This window comes from Algoriphagus yeomjeoni, assembly GCF_003259505.1.
In the GTDB taxonomy this organism is placed as follows: Bacteria; Bacteroidota; Bacteroidia; order Cytophagales; family Cyclobacteriaceae; genus Algoriphagus; species Algoriphagus yeomjeoni.
In genome coordinates, this window is sequence record NZ_QLLK01000003.1 from 335196 (window position 1) to 350753 (window position 15558).

Consider the following 15558-nt stretch of genomic DNA (forward strand, 5'->3'; position numbering starts at 1 on the left):
ACCTGCTTTTGGTTGCATTAGGGATTGGCTTTCAAGTGTTTGCCATAGTTATATTTAATTTTAGAGAGGCTTTTCCTCCTTTACTTCCAATACGAATTAGTAATTTCCTTATGATTTTCAGCTTTCCACTGATTTCGTTTGGTCTTCTATCTTTCGATGGTATCATTAGAAAAAAGCTCCTGTGGGCTTTCACTGCCATTGCTTTTTTGGTTTTTTTCGGCTCCTTAATTGTCGAAGAAAACAATACAATGCTTAATGTTATTCGAATATCATCTTCTTCAATTTTCTTTGGGATTGGGTCTTATTACCTTTTTACCAATACGCATAAGTATAAATCGGCTATACTGATTAGTGGCGTACTTCTTATTTACTCGATATTCCAGCTCATCCGGGCTTTTAATATTTACCAATTAGGCCAAACTTATATTTATACGACTAATTCACTGGTTGGCAATTGGTTTTTAATCATATCCCTCTTCGTTATCAGTGGATCTTGCATAGGTTTTATCATGCTTCTGAAAGAAATAGATCAAAAAACGATTCTTGAAAAGAATATAATAATTGAACATAGTAAACTAAAACTAGAAGAATTAAATCAGACCCAAAACAAGTTATTTTCTATAATTGCTCACGATTTGAGAAACCCATTTAATAACATCGTAGGCCTTTCAGAACTGCTTAAAGAAAGTGATACTGATAAAGGACAAGCCATAGAATATGCTGATCTAATCAATTCTACCGCGAAAAATACCTTGAATTTGCTTGATAATCTGTTGAACTGGGCAAAATCACAAACAGGGGAATTAAGTTTTACCCCCTCGAAAATCAAACTGACGAAAGTTATTTCTGAAATTATTTGGCTGAAAGAATCACTTGCAAAGGCAAAACACATTTCTTTGACTTATTCTCCAACCCGTGATATTGAACTATATACTGATAGAAATATATTGGATACCATTTTACGGAATCTGATTTCGAATGCGATAAAATTCACCAAACAAGGAGGATATATTATTGTCCTAGCTACTGCTGATGAGCATCAGGTGCAAATTTCTATTTGTGATAATGGAGTAGGGATGAATCAAGAAACGATTCGTAAGATCTTTGATCCATCTTCTACAATGACATCACTAGGTACAGAAAATGAAGGTGGATCAGGTTTAGGTCTTGTTCTTTGCAGAGAGTTTGTAAAAAGACTTAATGGACATCTTTGGGTTGAAAGTGTTGTGGGAAAAGGAAGTAAATTTATTTTTACCCTACCGTTGACTAGTGGTGCAATGGGCTAGTTTTAGGTATTACCTGCTAGTAAATGGAGAGTTTCTCTTATACGAGCAATCTGACTACCCGCAGATTGGGTAACTCTTATTTTCAAATTGTCCTTTCTTTCTCATCAGACCTGGTTTTGGTGATTTATCATCCAATTAATTCCATACTTATCCGAAAACTCACCAAAATATGCTCCAAAAAACATGTCTGCCATGGGCATGGTGACTTTTCCTCCAGTAGATAATTCATTGAATAGACGATCGGCTTCTGCCCTGGTTTCAGGTTCTAGGCAGAGATGCATGTTATTTCCTTTAGCTAGTGTGAAGCCCATTTCCTTAGGAGCATCAGTCCCCATTAAAATGTGTCCACCTAGAATTGGAAGTTCTACATGTAGCACCATTTTTTTAATTTCCTCTGCTACCGGTGGATGCCCGGCTTCTGCTGGAATATCACCAAATCGTTCAATACCCTTTCCTAGAAAGGCTGTTCCGAACACCTTTTGATAGAATAGAAAGGCCTCTTCTGTTTTTCCGTCAAAATTCAAATAGCTTGAAACACGCGCTTTGTTGCTTTTTTTATTTTGCTGGCGAAGTTTGAATTGTGCCTCGATGTATTGGTCGAGGTTTTCCAACGCCATAGAGAACCCTTCTTTGAAGCCCATTTGAATAATTTTTTCTAAGTCAGCAAGGCTCTCGTATGTAGCTACAATGTTGACGACTGTTGTTTCTCCTTGGTCAGAGAAGTTGTTAGCCCAATGTGTCCGGGGCATTTCTTTACTGACCTCTCCTTTTTCATCACAAAAAGCATCCAGACCGGAAAACATGGATTGATGCACAATTTTGTGGTAGTCATTTCTACACCAATGCGCTTCATTTTCTGGACTGATCATGGTGTAAAGCCACATTCCACCCTCTCTGAAGTCCATGGACTTTGTTCTTGTTTGATAAGGTTTCGGCGCCCACCATAGATCGAGAATTTCAGGATTTGTCCAAGCCTCCCATACCAATTCCACGTTGGCGGCAAACTCACGGGTCACATTTACCGTGTTGGTATCCTTGTTGACTGTAAATTCAAATTGCAGATTGCTTTTCATTTTCTTTTGGATTTTAATTGTTCTAAAACAGTATCAAGTTGGTCGAAACGCTGAGTAAGTAATTGCTTAAACTGTTCCAGCCATTTTTCTATGTCCTTCATTTTAGCAGCATTTAAATGATAATTAATCTCCCGGCCTTGTTGCTCTTGCTGCACTAGTTCGCATTCCGTGAGAATTTGCAAGTGTTTGGAAACTGCCTGCCTGCTCGAATTAAAATGATCCGCAATGGCATTGGGAGTCATGGCACCTACTGCCAAAAGCATGATTATTGCCCGTCGGGTAGGGTCAGCAATTGCCTGAAATACGTCACGTCTGGTTTTCATTTATTCTCTATTCGCAACTAAATGGTTGCTCAAATATATGCAATTATTTGATTGCGCAAAAATGTGCGTGAATATTTTTGGTTTAATGGAAGGGGAAAGGGAAATAGTAGAAATGTGAAACTGCTCTGACTACACCGATAACGGGATTACTCATAGGCGAAAAATCTTACTACATCTAGAGAGCTTGATTTAGTAAGGCCTTTAAATCGATGCCGTAGGTATGGTCGATTGACTAGCCAGACATTTCAATGGCTGGTCAATAGAAATGAGGTTTTTTAAAATGCCTTTAGGCATGGTCGATATTGATTAATGTCCAATTATAGACAGAGTTTATGCAATGAAAATCGTCCGTCCTTTTGGGACTTTGCCAGATCAATTTGCTATTAATAATCCCAGAGGTTGAAACCTCTGGCAAGGATATGGACCGTCCCTGTGGGACTGATAAGTAAGAGGCCAGGAATTAATGCCGTAGACATGTCCGATTTATTTCGATGTAATCAAATTTCCTAAAAGGAATGAAATCCCAAATAAAAAAGGCTGAATTCTAAGGAGTTCAGCCTTTATGCTAATAAGATTATATGTATATCCGCTTTTGTGCCAGTATGGAGTCAAAAGCAAAAAAGATAAGTTAAACTTAAGAATTGAGGCCGCTTCGGTCTTCGGTCTCCCGATAGCTCGGGAGGTCTTCCAACCAGATAAGCAAAGAATTTAAGGTGACTGGCATCTTTGCGGATAATTAAATAAGATTTATTCGAAATCTATTCTTTGGTCGTTTCAATTACACCGCGAAAATAGCCTAGGGATTCGGCAATTCCCATAAATGGATTGTCCATATTTCTCTCGTGCTCTAGACTGCACACTCCAGTGTAACCTACTTTTCTGATCATTTTTACCATTGCCGGAAAGTCGATTACCCCACGACCTACTTCGAGTGAATAACCAAGCCTTGTTGGTCCCGTCACGTCTTTTATGTGCATATCAAATACGCGTGTGTGATATTTTTCCATATCTGCTACTGGGTCTTTACCGTTACGTGTGTCGTGGCCAATATCCAGGCACATTCCCATTCTAGGATCCAGATCTTTGGTGTGGTTCCAGACATCGTCAGCATCTTGGTAGATTTTAATATCTGGCCCGTGCAAATGGATTGCGAATTTAAAATCATATTCTTTCACTTTTTTATCGACGTAGGGCAGAAGCTCAACATTGGGAACTCCCACGATTAGCTTTACACCTACTCTTTTTGCGTAATCAAATGCCCTGTCGATTTCTTCCTCGCTTTTCATATAAATAGGGCCAACGGCATACCCTGTGATATCATGGGCTTTCAGTTTTTCATGAAAAGCAGCAATTTCAGCATCGGTGCTAGCCATCGGCAAATGAAAATCTTTAATGCATAGATAATGTACATCTAGTGCTTTTAAAGTTTCGAGCGTCTTGTCCAGATCAAATTTCACAAAGGTGTAGCCGGCGATTCCAACTTTGAAAGTCTCACCAGTTTCTGGTGGTAGCTGTGGTCCAGGTCTGTTTTCCTGTGCTTTGCAAACCATCAGGGAGAAGGCAAACAAAAGGGTTAAAAGGGTTGATTTCATCTGTTTTTAAGTTGTTTTTAAATGGCAAATAGCCTGTCCCGTCCCGATAGCTCGGGTTTCATCGGGAGAATGCCTTTTATAATCGTCTCTCTGTTTGAGAACTTTTCTAGTAGGCTTTTAATGAGGTTTTTTTAGGAGTTATTTTCAGCCAATTTAACGAATGCAGAGCTAAGAGAGCATTTGAAGTTTACAAATAATACGGAATCGTTTGCTTTAATCTGGACTGATAGGTATGCGACGGTGTTTTCACCGAACGAAACTGGGTGTAACTACAGCTTTATGTCAAATAGAATTTGTAATGCACTTGATTCCAATTATTTTCATTATATAAGTGACGCATACCAAATCAAGGCTCAAAAAGATGCCTCATTTTTTGACCTCTCAAGTAGTGGTTTGTGCGGGTGTTTTTTCGAGATAGGATTACCATGATTTTACTTTGGAGAATCTGACTTACCCTTGAAAAGGAAAGAATTTGTATTTATATAGCTATACAAACATGAGTAAACATATTAACTTAGTAGTTCTGTAGAAAGGCGAGGCTTTCGTCTATCGATGAGATGAATCAACTTTACACAAGCTTTGAAGGAGACTTACCGGTACTTTGCGTGTCATATGATATGTGCGGCTGATTGTGGATACGGATCGACCGAAAAGCTGGTGCTGGAGTTTGGTTTGTTGAATTAACTTTAATTTTCTGGACATCATGCTAGTAGGAATTCTTCTCTATGTGGCAGGTGAAATAAACATATTGAATATCAGTATTTTATGGAGAGGGTCATTAAAAAAAATGACCTAAATTTGGATTATTAGTCTGAGGGGGGGTATTAAGACTGAAAATCAATGGGTTGGCCGACTTTTTTTGAGTTTTTCAAGGGTCAATCAGTCCGGCCTTTTTTTGGACTGAGATATTATAAATTATTAAACGATGAAAAAGATGATTTTAAAGCTGGGTATTTTGAGCCTAGGGATGATGAGCATGTTTTTAATAAATCCCTCTAAACTTGAAGCGCAAACAATGACATGTACGCTAATACCAGATAGTATTACTTATTTCCCTGATGGAATGGTTTGTGCTCTTTACGACTGTCCAAATGACGAAATCGTCCAAGCTTGTAATCTTCCCGAAGTACCAGTTATAGGTGATTAACATTTAACTTGGGATAAAATCCATTCGTGGGTTTTATTCCTTTTTCTATTTATGAAAAGATTGATACTATTTGAAGTTGTATTATTGTTTATTTTTTCTTGTGGTGATAAGAAACTTGAAAATCTCGATTTGCCTCTTGAAATTATTTCCTCAGATACAACTTTCCTTAGTGTTGGTTATACACAATACCAAAATGCTAAGTTTCATGTGAGTGATCTCGGGAATTTTCTTATAATCCATCAGGATCGAAAATTGTGGACGTTTCATTTTAAATCAAACACTATAGTAAAATCCCTTGATTTAGACACTGTGCCAATTGTTTTGCCTGAAGGAGGAATGTTACATGCTAGATTTTTTGAAAAGGATAGTTCTTTAAGTTTGTTTTTTCCTCAAAGGTCAAAGATTGTTAATGTTGACTATCACTATGAAACTGTCAAAGAAATTGAATTAAAGGGATTGTCTGATATTGATTTGACCTTTGTGTCTAAAGGAGATCATTTTTTCATTAATCAATCTTTAGAGTCTGTTTATATTGGTGTAATGAATATTCAGTCTAATAACCAAGAAATATTTTTAAATAAAACCAGGTTTATAGCAGAATTTAGTTTAGAGACTGGTGAATTGATAAGAACATTTGGTCAGTTTGGGGAAAGAAGGAAAAAACTGATGGAAAGAATTCTGACAGAAGGTATTGTTTTAATTGACTACAATAGTGAGAATTTTTATGTCCGAGAAGTAGCCGGGGATCCAGCTATCAGTCGATTTAACCTATCAGGAGATCTAGTTGCTGAATATTCCTTGGGTACGGAAAAAATATCCTATGTATTATACCCTCTAGTTAACGGTGATTTTTTTGAATCTCAATCAAGTGACCAGTTTTATTCAATGAAAATGGCCTCGAAGGAAAGAGTGGTTTCCAATACCTTATCTAGAAAAAAAATCAATAATAAATTCGCATTTGAAAGTTATTTGTTGGTTGAAGATCTCAAAGATTTGAAAACCTACTCTGTAGAAACACCAGCTTTTCAAAAAATTTTACACGCAACAGAGTCAAAAATTTATTTAGTTTCCAACCATCCCACCAAAGAAGATTTAATCTTGGTGACCTTGGAATATTCTTTAGGTGATACTTAATTATGAAGGATTTAATTTAAACGAGAGATCCCTCTGTTTGAGAACTTTTCTAGTAGGCTTTTTATGAGGTTTTTTTAGGTGTTATTGTCAACCAATTTAGCAAATGCAAACCAAAGAGCGCACCTAAGCAGTACCTATTACTACGGTATCGTTTGCTTTAGTCTGGACTAATAGGTATGGTACGGCGTCTTCACGGAACGAAACTGGGGTAACTACAGCTTTATGTCAAATAGAATTTGTAATTCAATTGATTCCAATTATTCTCATTATGATTCTACGCTATTCTGCCACTAAAGAAATTTTAAGGGATTCAATTTATACGAGAGATCCCTCTGTTTGAGAACTTTTCGAGTGGGCATTTCATGACTTTATTTTAGGAGTTATTTTCAACCAAAATAGCAATTGAAAACTAAACTGAAGTCCTGTTGTCAACCTCAGATTAATTGATCATTTAATATTGCTCAAGTAAACTTTAATTTCTTAGGTGGCTGAGCTATGCTGTGCTCTTATTTTCTTGTAAATAATAAGCTCTTGAAAGCTAACGATAGTCTATATGCCGGCGCACTGCATTTTTATTTGACTAGAGCTTACTATTGATACATGGGGATGAATGAAATTGTCATCAAAAAGAAATTAGTGTAAGAAAAGGCGTAAAAAACAATCCAGTCAGTTGTTTTAGCCTTGGGTCATTCCGCGACAATTGTTCGGAGTAAGGCAGGCAGAAGTAACCAAAGGTAAAAGCGATCAGATAAACTAAAGTCGGAGGATCAAGCCCAAAAAAAATCAGTAAATTTTAAGCTTTTACTTAAGTTGATCGTATTTAACTGAATTACGTTTGGTCAAGCATGAAATCTATAAAACCTACGCTCAAACATATTTCAACTCTAGCCTTTTTCTGGATAATCTCTGGGTCTCTTTTTGCTCAGGACAAAATCGAGCGCGAGCTTCGTGTGGAGGAGAAAGTAGTTCCTAAAGTGGCGAGAGACTGGCTCTATGATGCTTTTGAGACTACAAAAAGGCCAAAATGGTATCAGGAAATTTTCGAATCAGGGTATTCTTATGAAGCCAAATTCAAGTTGAAAGGTGAATTTTATAGTGTGGAATTTGACTCTTTGGGCTTGATTCAAGACGTAGAAATTGAGATAGATTTTAATGAGCTTCCAACCGAAGTTCAAACTGGACTGGAGGGTCATCTTTCTGCGGATTATAAAAGTTCAGATATAAAACGAATTCAAATTCAATATTCTGGCAAACCAGATGATCTGGAAGATTTTTTTGATGAAAATAGTTTGGAAGGAATTTTAATCCGTTTCGAAATAGAATTTATCGGTCCTGATGAGACTGGAGGCTTGGAGCTATTTGAGGGCTTATTTTCTGAAACAGGCGAGCTTATAATGAAGCGTAAGATAGTTTTGGTGCCTACTGAAAACCTTTTGTTTTAGGATGAGAAAATTTTACCTGACTATTTTCTTATTGCTTGTTAGCGTGGTTACCTCTTTTGCGCAGGAACGCCAGTTCTTTACGGGGTTTTTTCCCGAAGCGACGATAACTAAGAATTTTAAAAATGATCAAAAGATACTTTTCAAAATTGAGCATCAGGATGTTTTCTATAACAATTCCGACGATCAACGAGATGAAATACAATTCACCCACTATAGGACGGACTTGATGGGCTTTTATGATTTCAAATTAAACCCTACAAAAAGTGTCGCCTTTGGAGTATTTCATAGAATTCAGGAGGGGGCAAATGCCAATAGGATTATTCAGCAATTTGCCTCAGTAAACCGGCTGAGAGGGCTGAAACTGGCACATCGTCTCAGGACCGATCAAACTTTCACTAAAGGTGAATCTTTAGAAATCAGACTTCGGTACAGGATAGCAACGGAAATACCGCTCTCCGGGAGCAGCTTAGACCCGGGAGAGCATTATTTGGTATTGTCTAATGAGCCTATTTTCAGTTTTCAGGGAGGTGAGTTCGAAATCGAAAATCGCTTGGTGTTTTCCATTGGTAAACTGATCACTTCCAGTCAAAAACTCCAATGGGGTTTAGATTACCGCACTGATAAATTTATTCAGGAAGGTTTCCGAACTCGTCTTTGGGCGAAGGTCGGATATTTTTATAGTTTTTAGCTTTGGGCCAGTCTGTGAGCATTGCAGGGAGTAGGGAGAATAACTCAGTTGCGATGAACGATTTGACTATGTCGAGAGGGGGGTGAAAGCTCTCGCCTTTTGCAAGATGCTCTGACTAGTCCTCAATTTTTCATCAAAGTCACAAGGTTTACTAGTCCTGAATACAGCGAAACGAAATTCAGGGTAAGTTAGATTGAAGCTGAGCTTTGGAGTGCAAACTTCACCGTCGGGATAGATTGTCGATGTTCAATCTGGAAATACCATAAAGTCGGAAGACGCCGTGCTTGCTACAAATACTCATACTATTTCAGTTTCAAGGAGAAGGCTGAGCGCCTAATTCAAGAAATTGAAATGTGAAGAATATAATTTTGTTTTTCTTAATTTTTTAGTGTAAAATGATTACTCATTTTCAGATATTAATGAGAAAAATATCGTTTCAAGGTTGATAGCTGGAAATCAATTTCGATCGAAATGCGACGATCAACACGAATTAAACCGAATTAAATGAGCAAAATACTACTTCTACTGATCCTCACCTTCTTTGCCTTGACTACTCCTTCAAATAGTCAAACATTAGTTGGTGATAACAACCTGCCTAATAAACTCAGAGTATTTATCGATGGTTGTGATGGGAGGGATGGAGGCTGCGATATGGATTTTATCAGAACGGAAATTACTGCGGTGGACTTCTATAGAGATAATCAAACGGCTGATGTCTTTCTGTTGATTAACAATAACAGATCGGGTGGTGGTGGAAGGCAATATCAACTTTTGTTTATAGGTCAACAAAACCTCCATGCGGGAAGAAGAGATACCCTCTATGTAAATACCATACAGACGGATACCGACTTTGAAGTGCGGGAAAAACTTACCCGGTTTATCAAGTTAGGATTGGCTCCATTTGTTGCAAAAACCAAAGCCGGAGAGGGCATAGAAATCAATATGAAGACTGGCTCCGGCAATTTGGAAGATACAGTGCAGGAAAGCGTTGACCCTTGGGATTATTGGGTTTTTAATGTGGGTAGTGACGCCAACATTGAGTTAGAGGAATTGAGCAGGGAGATCAATTTTGGGGGAGAAATCAATATTGACCGAATCACCGATAAATGGAAAATATCCCTATCCGGGAGAATAGATGAAAGGCTGAGAAGAACGATTCAAAAAGTACCAAGAGTGGATACCAATGGAAATCCGGTTATTGACGAATCCGGTATCCAAATCATCGATGATGTGGAGAATAAATTTGATGTATCAGAATTTGGATTCAGTCATCAGCTTGTAAAGTCTATTTCACCCCAATGGTCTTATGGATATGATATGGCAGGTCGTCAGAATACCCGCTTTAATTATCAGTTTCAGACCAGCTTTAGGCCAGCTTTAGAGTATAATTTTTTCCCGGAAGCGGTGCAGAATTCCAGATTTCTAAGAGGGAACTATGGGATTGAAGTCAGAAATAATAGATATGTCGAAGAGACGATTTCGGGGGTTTTTAGAGAAACTAGAGTACTTCATAGTTTGAGAGTCAGTCTGGGTCTAAATCAACGCTGGGGTAACCTGGAAGTGGGATACCGTGTGAGAAATTACCTAGATGATTTTAGCTCTTGGTCCACAGGTTTGAATATTAGTGCAGAAGTCCGTGTCACTGGGAATTTTTCTTTCTTTGTGCGGGCAGAAGGTAACTACGTAAAAGACCAGATTTACCTGGCAGCAGGAGATTATACCGAACAGGATATTTTGAGCGGAAGGGTAAACCTACCTTCAGCCTATACCATCGATACCAGGTTTGGGTTTAATTACCGCTTTGGTTCAAATCTCAACAACTTTGTGAATCGAAGGTTTTTTGGAAGGGCCAATTTTGTTGGAAATGATTGATTCTAGGGATTAAAAGACCCTAATCGGTCGACTTTGCAGTTCTATTTCATGGAAGAGGGAAGTATGAGTTGGTTTCTGGTTGCAAATCGGCTGGGATACTAGGGTAGGAAAAGGCCTCAAAAAATCATTCTGTGAATGATTTTAGCCTTGGGTCAGTCCCGACAGCTGTACGGGAGCAAGGCGGACAAACTACACCCGGTCCCACGAACGATTTGACTACGCCGAGAGGGGATAAAAGGATTTCCGACTATATAGTTCCCAAATAAACAGAATCTGATAAATCTCTTTTTTTTGTCCAAGCATTTTCCTGACTGAAGGCAATCCATGCATGCCATTTCGTATCCGCTAGTGTACTTGAGATGGGAATAACATGATTTCCTTTGTCTCTTGTATTCCCGAGAAACTCCCATTCTGAACCTCTTAGAATTCCTTCAGCTGAAAGCAGAAAGACAAAAACTTGATCATAAGGGGTGGCAGATGCCTGCCAGGAATTGTCAGTCCAGGTGAATTGTACTCCCTCAGAAACCCGCGCTACTTTAGGGTCTTGAGGTCCTAGAAGACTTCCCCGACTCACCTTTACCAAACTGATATCCAGTACTTTTGATGCAGTAGTGCCCTCAAATTTGAAGGAGTTTTTCATCGTATAGGATACAGCTGCATGGTAAGGTCTGCTTGCACCATTTACATGGTTTTGGTAGCCAAAGCGTAAGATATGCGTGATGTTTTTGAGGAATTTATGTGTTTGGGTATTCACCGACTGCGAGTGACGCTTGATTACCGATGTTTTTGCTTTGGTGCTTTTACTTTGCTTGCCGGGCTTCCTGCGGGCATAGGTTTTTCCGCCCACTTTGTAAAAAACCAGATCTCCCACACTGCCTGATAGCCCCTCTTGGATTGAGTTAGTAATTCTTGCCATATGCTTACTAGTTGATATACAGATGAAGATAAAATATCAATCGTGTGAAACCAATAAAATTAATTTTTAATAAAAAATCTAGCATAGTTTAAACAATGTAAAAGCAATAATTAAAAGGTTAAATACTGTTTAAGTATTGTTTTAGTATTGGTCATAATATGGTTTAAAAATAAATCTGATTGATCTAACTGGATTAGCATTGGGTTAGGGACAGTGGGAGAACTGGCTTATAGTGCATAGAAATAGTATAGGAATCACTCAAATCAATATTCATCCAGCACCGACAGCTCATCTAGCCTACTGTTCTTCTCAAACCAGCGCTTATACCAGAATTCTACATACATGTGATTGTTTTTCCAGAATAGCTCCTTATTTTCATCTTCCATGGCTTCGGTGGTATCAGTGAGTTTCCGGATGTATTTCAACTCGTTAAACATCTTTTTAATGTCTTGTTTAGTGTATGCCGGCTGGCCGAAACCGCCTTCAATAAAGAATTTCTTTCCGGCTTTTCTTTGCTTCTCTGTGGCCCCATGAATGACTGAATAGCTAAGTTTCCACATAAAATCCATCAGTATACGTTCAGGCTTTACATTCAATATTGCACAGAGCATGCGGAAATTGCTTGGAATAAGTAGATCCAACTTGCGCCATCTAGAGGTATACATATCGCCTATTTCTGCATATTTTTCATTGGAATCTATCAGGGTGGTTTTTGCCTTCTTTTTTTTCATCACGAGCTTGTTTAGTCAGGTTATGAATTTGCATAAGTGTTGCGGCATATGGTATTCCTGGGAGGGATATTTTATTCAGCTTTGGGAATCAATAGAATCTGTATTGCGAGATAGATATAATATCGTCCGCCCCTATGGGGCTTTGCCATTTCAACATGTCATTCAAATTCCAGAGGTTGAAACCTCTGGCAATAAAATCGCTCGTCCCTATGGGACTCGTTAATTGGAGATTTGTTGTATCAATGCCGTAGGCATGAGCGATGATCTAGCCAGCCATTTCAATGGCTGGGGAAAAATGGAATAAGGTTTTTACAAAAATGCCGTGGGCATGGCCGATATTGATTAAATTAGTTTGAAGAATTAATGTGAATCTATTATGCCAAATACCTATTCAAAGATGTATTGTCAGGCAGTTTTTGCGGTCAAATACAGGAAAGCAGTTATACAGGATGTTTTTAAGAGTGAGCTATACGGAGTAATAGGAAACCTAATCAATGAGACTGGGGCGAAGACTCTAATTGTTAGCGGCCATTTTGATCATGTTCATTGTTTGTTTCAGTTCTATCCAAAACAAGCAGTTTCTGAAATCATGAAAAGTGCAAAAGCAAAATCTTCCAAGTGGTTAAATGAATCAAATTTTCTTGAGCATAGGTTTGAATGGCAAGTTGCATTTGGTGCTTTTACTTACAGCGAAAGAGAGGTATCCAATATTTTTGATTATGTGAAAAATCAGGAAAAGCATCATGAAAAGATGACCTTTAGAGAGGAATATCTTGAGATGCTAAAGGCTCATAAGATTGATTTCTTACCCGAATATCTTTTTAAAGAATTAGAGTAAATATCGTCCGTCCCTATGGGACTTTGCCTGAGCTATTTGGTATTCAGAATTCCAGAGGTTGAAACCTCTGGCAATAAAATCACTCGTCCCGCTGGGACTGATTAGATATTGGTGTAACAGTAATACGCTCTATGTTCCTGATAAAAAAAATTGGGGTCAATGCCGTAGGCATGACTGATCATCTAGCCAGCCATTTCAATGGCTGGTAAATGGTAAATCCATGATTTGTAAAATGCCGTAGGCATGGCCGATATGGTTTCATGTTAATTCCATAAAAGATTTGTTGATAAATAGATATCGTCCGCCCCTATGGGGCTTTGCCAGATCCTATTGTCATTTAAATCCCAGAGGTTGAAACCTCTGGCAATAAAATCGCTCGTCCCGCTGGGACTGGGGAGGAGAAGAAAGAACGGTTTTTGGTGATTGCCATAAATTAGCTAGCCTTCGATTACAGAGAAATATGAATTAGATTCAGGGCTCAATGCCGTAGGCATGACCGATCCTATAGCCAGCCATTTCAATGGCTGGTAAATGGTATATACATGATTTGTAAAATGCCGTAGGCATGGCCGATATGGCTTCATGTCATTTCCATAAAAGATTTGGTGGTAAATAGATATCGTCCGCCCCTATGGGGCTTTGCCAGATCCTATTATCATTCAAATTCCAGAGGTTGAAACCTCTGGCAATAAAATCGGTCGTCCCGCTGGGACTCATTAATTGGCCATATGTAGATGAATGCCGTAGGCATGACCGATTACCTAGCCAGCCATTTCAATGGCTGGTACAAATGGTAAACGGATGGTTCACAAAATGCCGTAGGCATGGCCGATATTGTTTAATATCAATCCAATTATAGATTGAATTTCTACAATAGAAATCAGGCTTGGTGCTCAACTGATATCGTCCGCCCCGCTGGGGCTTTGCCAGATCCTATTAACATTCAAATTCCAGAGGTTGAAACCTCTGGCTAGGATATGAACCGTCCCTCTGGGACTGATAAATTGGCCATATGTAGAATGAATGCCTTTAGGCATGACCGATTAGCTAGCCAGCCATTTTAATGGCTGGTGAAAAAAATGGTTGATGATTTATAGAATGCCATAGGCATGACCGATATCAGTTGTAGCATATGATTTGCTCATCATTCCTCCCTGGCCTGTATACAACCAAAATCTCAATTTTTAATCCCCCATCCCCGACATCTTTTGTCTGGTTTTATCAGGTAATACAGCCATTTCCTTGCGGGTATCCTCCCAAATGAATAAATTAGTCTAAACACTTTGGGCAGATTTTGTTAATTTCCCTTTCTAATACCTCAGAATATGAACGAAAAAATCCACCACGGCAGGAATATCAAGCGTTTTCGTGAGATGATGGGCATCAAGCAGGAGTCACTGGCCTTCGAACTCGGGCCTGACTGGTCCCAGAAGAAAATCAGCCTGCTTGAGCAAAAGGAAGAAGTGGAGGAAGAACTCTTGCGTCAGGTGGCGGAGATTTTAAAGGTTCCGGCTGAGGCGATTAAAAGTTTTAATGAGGAGCAGGCGGTCAACATAATTGCAAACACTTTCAATATTGAGAAAGATGCATTTGTAGGTAATACCAAGCCGACATTCCACATCAATCCACTAGAAGAAATCAAGAAGCTCCACGATGAAAAAATTGCCCTTTACGAACGGATGCTTAAGGAAAAAGATGAAATGATGGCCAGGTTGGAAAAGTTATTAAATAAGCAAAATCCTTAGGCTGATCCATAAAATCCTTTTTGAACCATAGAGAAGCACAAATTCTATTGGATATGAAAGGGTAGTTACAAACTTAGCTTTGACGAACGATATGATTAATTCCAGACGGGGTTGTAAAGAACGCTTAGATGAACGACCTGACTACACGAAGTCGGGGTTAGATAATCAATCTGACGGCACTTAAACGGGTGATTATTTTCTTATAAATAATATTTGATGAGCTATCATTTCAATGTGATTTTGAAAGCACTTGTTTATTTCTTCTATTGTCGACAGAGCAATATCATAATCATTAACATTTAGTGCAAAATGAGCATGAGGGATTATATTATCTATCGAGTGCTTTATATGTAAATGTGGACTGCGTTTATACATGCCGTGAGTTTCATCATTGTCTAAAGGGTCAGTATGAAGAAGTATATATTCTTTGTCCGAATCACTTAAATATATGTGGAAGTATATTCTATTTAGGTTGTAATCTTGTTTTGTTCCTGTTACTTTTTCCCAAATCTCGTAATAACTTGCCGTGAATAATTTATTTTTAGTTTTAAAGCGTTCGTTGATGTTGGATTCATTGTTGAATTGAGTGTAGTTAGTGATTCTAGAACTATCCGTAACGCAAAATATAATTTTGTTTTCGCCAAAGTTCGAAGGTACCCTAGTAGGATGAATACTATTGTTTGCAGCAATTTTTTTTACAATATTCTTTATCTGCTTTACTCTTTTAGAGCTTAATTCGGTCTCAGTTATTTTTATTTTTTTTATACTCAT

14 protein-coding genes are annotated in these 15558 nt (G+C 38.3%); 8 read left to right on the forward strand and 6 right to left on the reverse strand.

Translation table 11 applies throughout. From position 1 onward, the window contains the following. Positions 1 to 8 precede the first annotated feature (8 nt). Positions 9 to 1286 carry a sensor histidine kinase gene (locus tag LV83_RS07010; protein WP_158530532.1) on the forward strand — a complete coding sequence of 426 codons (1278 nt, stop codon included), beginning with the start codon at positions 9 to 11 and terminating at the stop codon, positions 1284 to 1286. Between the two features lie 104 nt (positions 1287 to 1390). On the opposite strand, the gene LV83_RS07015 is transcribed toward LV83_RS07010, so the two are convergent. From LV83_RS07015 to LV83_RS07025, 3 genes are all read right to left on the reverse strand, one after another. After that, the gene (locus tag LV83_RS07015) at positions 1391 to 2359 is read right to left on the reverse strand and encodes an SRPBCC domain-containing protein (protein WP_111610829.1); all 969 of its coding nucleotides are present in this window, start codon (positions 2357 to 2359) and stop codon (positions 1391 to 1393) included. Then, on the reverse strand, positions 2356 to 2682 hold the full coding sequence (locus LV83_RS07020; RefSeq protein ID WP_111610830.1) for an ArsR/SmtB family transcription factor: 327 nt from the start codon (positions 2680 to 2682) through the stop codon (positions 2356 to 2358). The genes LV83_RS07015 and LV83_RS07020 overlap by 4 nt, the downstream gene beginning before the upstream one ends. Positions 2683 to 3440: 758 nt before the next feature. After that, complete coding sequence (locus LV83_RS07025; protein WP_111610831.1) at positions 3441 to 4274, reverse strand: sugar phosphate isomerase/epimerase family protein; 834 nt, start codon at positions 4272 to 4274, stop codon at positions 3441 to 3443. A gap of 925 nt (positions 4275 to 5199) precedes the next feature. On the opposite strand from LV83_RS07025, the gene LV83_RS07030 reads away from it, so the two are divergent. The 5 genes from LV83_RS07030 (at position 5200) to LV83_RS07050 (ending at position 10557) form a co-directional block, all read left to right on the forward strand. After that, entirely contained in the window at positions 5200 to 5421 is a 222-nt protein-coding gene (locus LV83_RS07030) for a hypothetical protein (protein WP_111610832.1), read from the forward strand. Between the two features lie 51 nt (positions 5422 to 5472). After that, entirely contained in the window at positions 5473 to 6555 is a 1083-nt protein-coding gene (locus LV83_RS07035; protein WP_111610833.1) for a hypothetical protein, read from the forward strand. Between the two features lie 845 nt (positions 6556 to 7400). After that, on the forward strand, positions 7401 to 7997 hold the full coding sequence (locus tag LV83_RS07040) for a hypothetical protein (RefSeq protein ID WP_111610834.1): 597 nt from the start codon (positions 7401 to 7403) through the stop codon (positions 7995 to 7997). 1 nt (position 7998) lies between these two features. Next, the gene (locus LV83_RS07045) at positions 7999 to 8685 is read left to right on the forward strand and encodes a DUF2490 domain-containing protein (protein WP_111610835.1); all 687 of its coding nucleotides are present in this window, start codon (positions 7999 to 8001) and stop codon (positions 8683 to 8685) included. Between the two features lie 504 nt (positions 8686 to 9189). Beyond that, positions 9190 to 10557 carry a hypothetical protein gene (locus LV83_RS07050; RefSeq protein ID WP_211320462.1) on the forward strand — a complete coding sequence of 456 codons (1368 nt, stop codon included), beginning with the start codon at positions 9190 to 9192 and terminating at the stop codon, positions 10555 to 10557. Positions 10558 to 10804: 247 nt separating this feature from the next. On the opposite strand, the gene LV83_RS07055 is transcribed toward LV83_RS07050, so the two are convergent. Both LV83_RS07055 and LV83_RS07060 read right to left on the reverse strand, forming a co-directional pair. Further along, positions 10805 to 11473, reverse strand: a complete 669-nt coding sequence (locus LV83_RS07055; protein ID WP_111610836.1) for a DUF6266 family protein — start codon at positions 11471 to 11473, stop codon at positions 10805 to 10807. A 263-nt stretch (positions 11474 to 11736) separates the two neighbouring features. Further along, entirely contained in the window at positions 11737 to 12204 is a 468-nt protein-coding gene (locus LV83_RS07060) for a hypothetical protein (RefSeq protein ID WP_111610837.1), read from the reverse strand. A 376-nt stretch (positions 12205 to 12580) separates the two neighbouring features. On the opposite strand from LV83_RS07060, the gene tnpA reads away from it, so the two are divergent. Both tnpA and LV83_RS07070 read left to right on the forward strand, forming a co-directional pair. Next, positions 12581 to 13042, forward strand: a complete 462-nt coding sequence (gene tnpA, locus LV83_RS07065) for an IS200/IS605 family transposase (RefSeq protein WP_111610838.1) — start codon at positions 12581 to 12583, stop codon at positions 13040 to 13042. Positions 13043 to 14367: 1325 nt separating this feature from the next. Then, complete coding sequence (locus LV83_RS07070) at positions 14368 to 14787, forward strand: helix-turn-helix domain-containing protein (RefSeq protein ID WP_111610839.1); 420 nt, start codon at positions 14368 to 14370, stop codon at positions 14785 to 14787. A gap of 192 nt (positions 14788 to 14979) precedes the next feature. On the opposite strand, the gene LV83_RS07075 is transcribed toward LV83_RS07070, so the two are convergent. Beyond that, a complete protein-coding gene (locus LV83_RS07075) occupies positions 14980 to 15558 on the reverse strand; it encodes a hypothetical protein (protein ID WP_111610840.1) in 579 nt (192 codons plus the stop codon).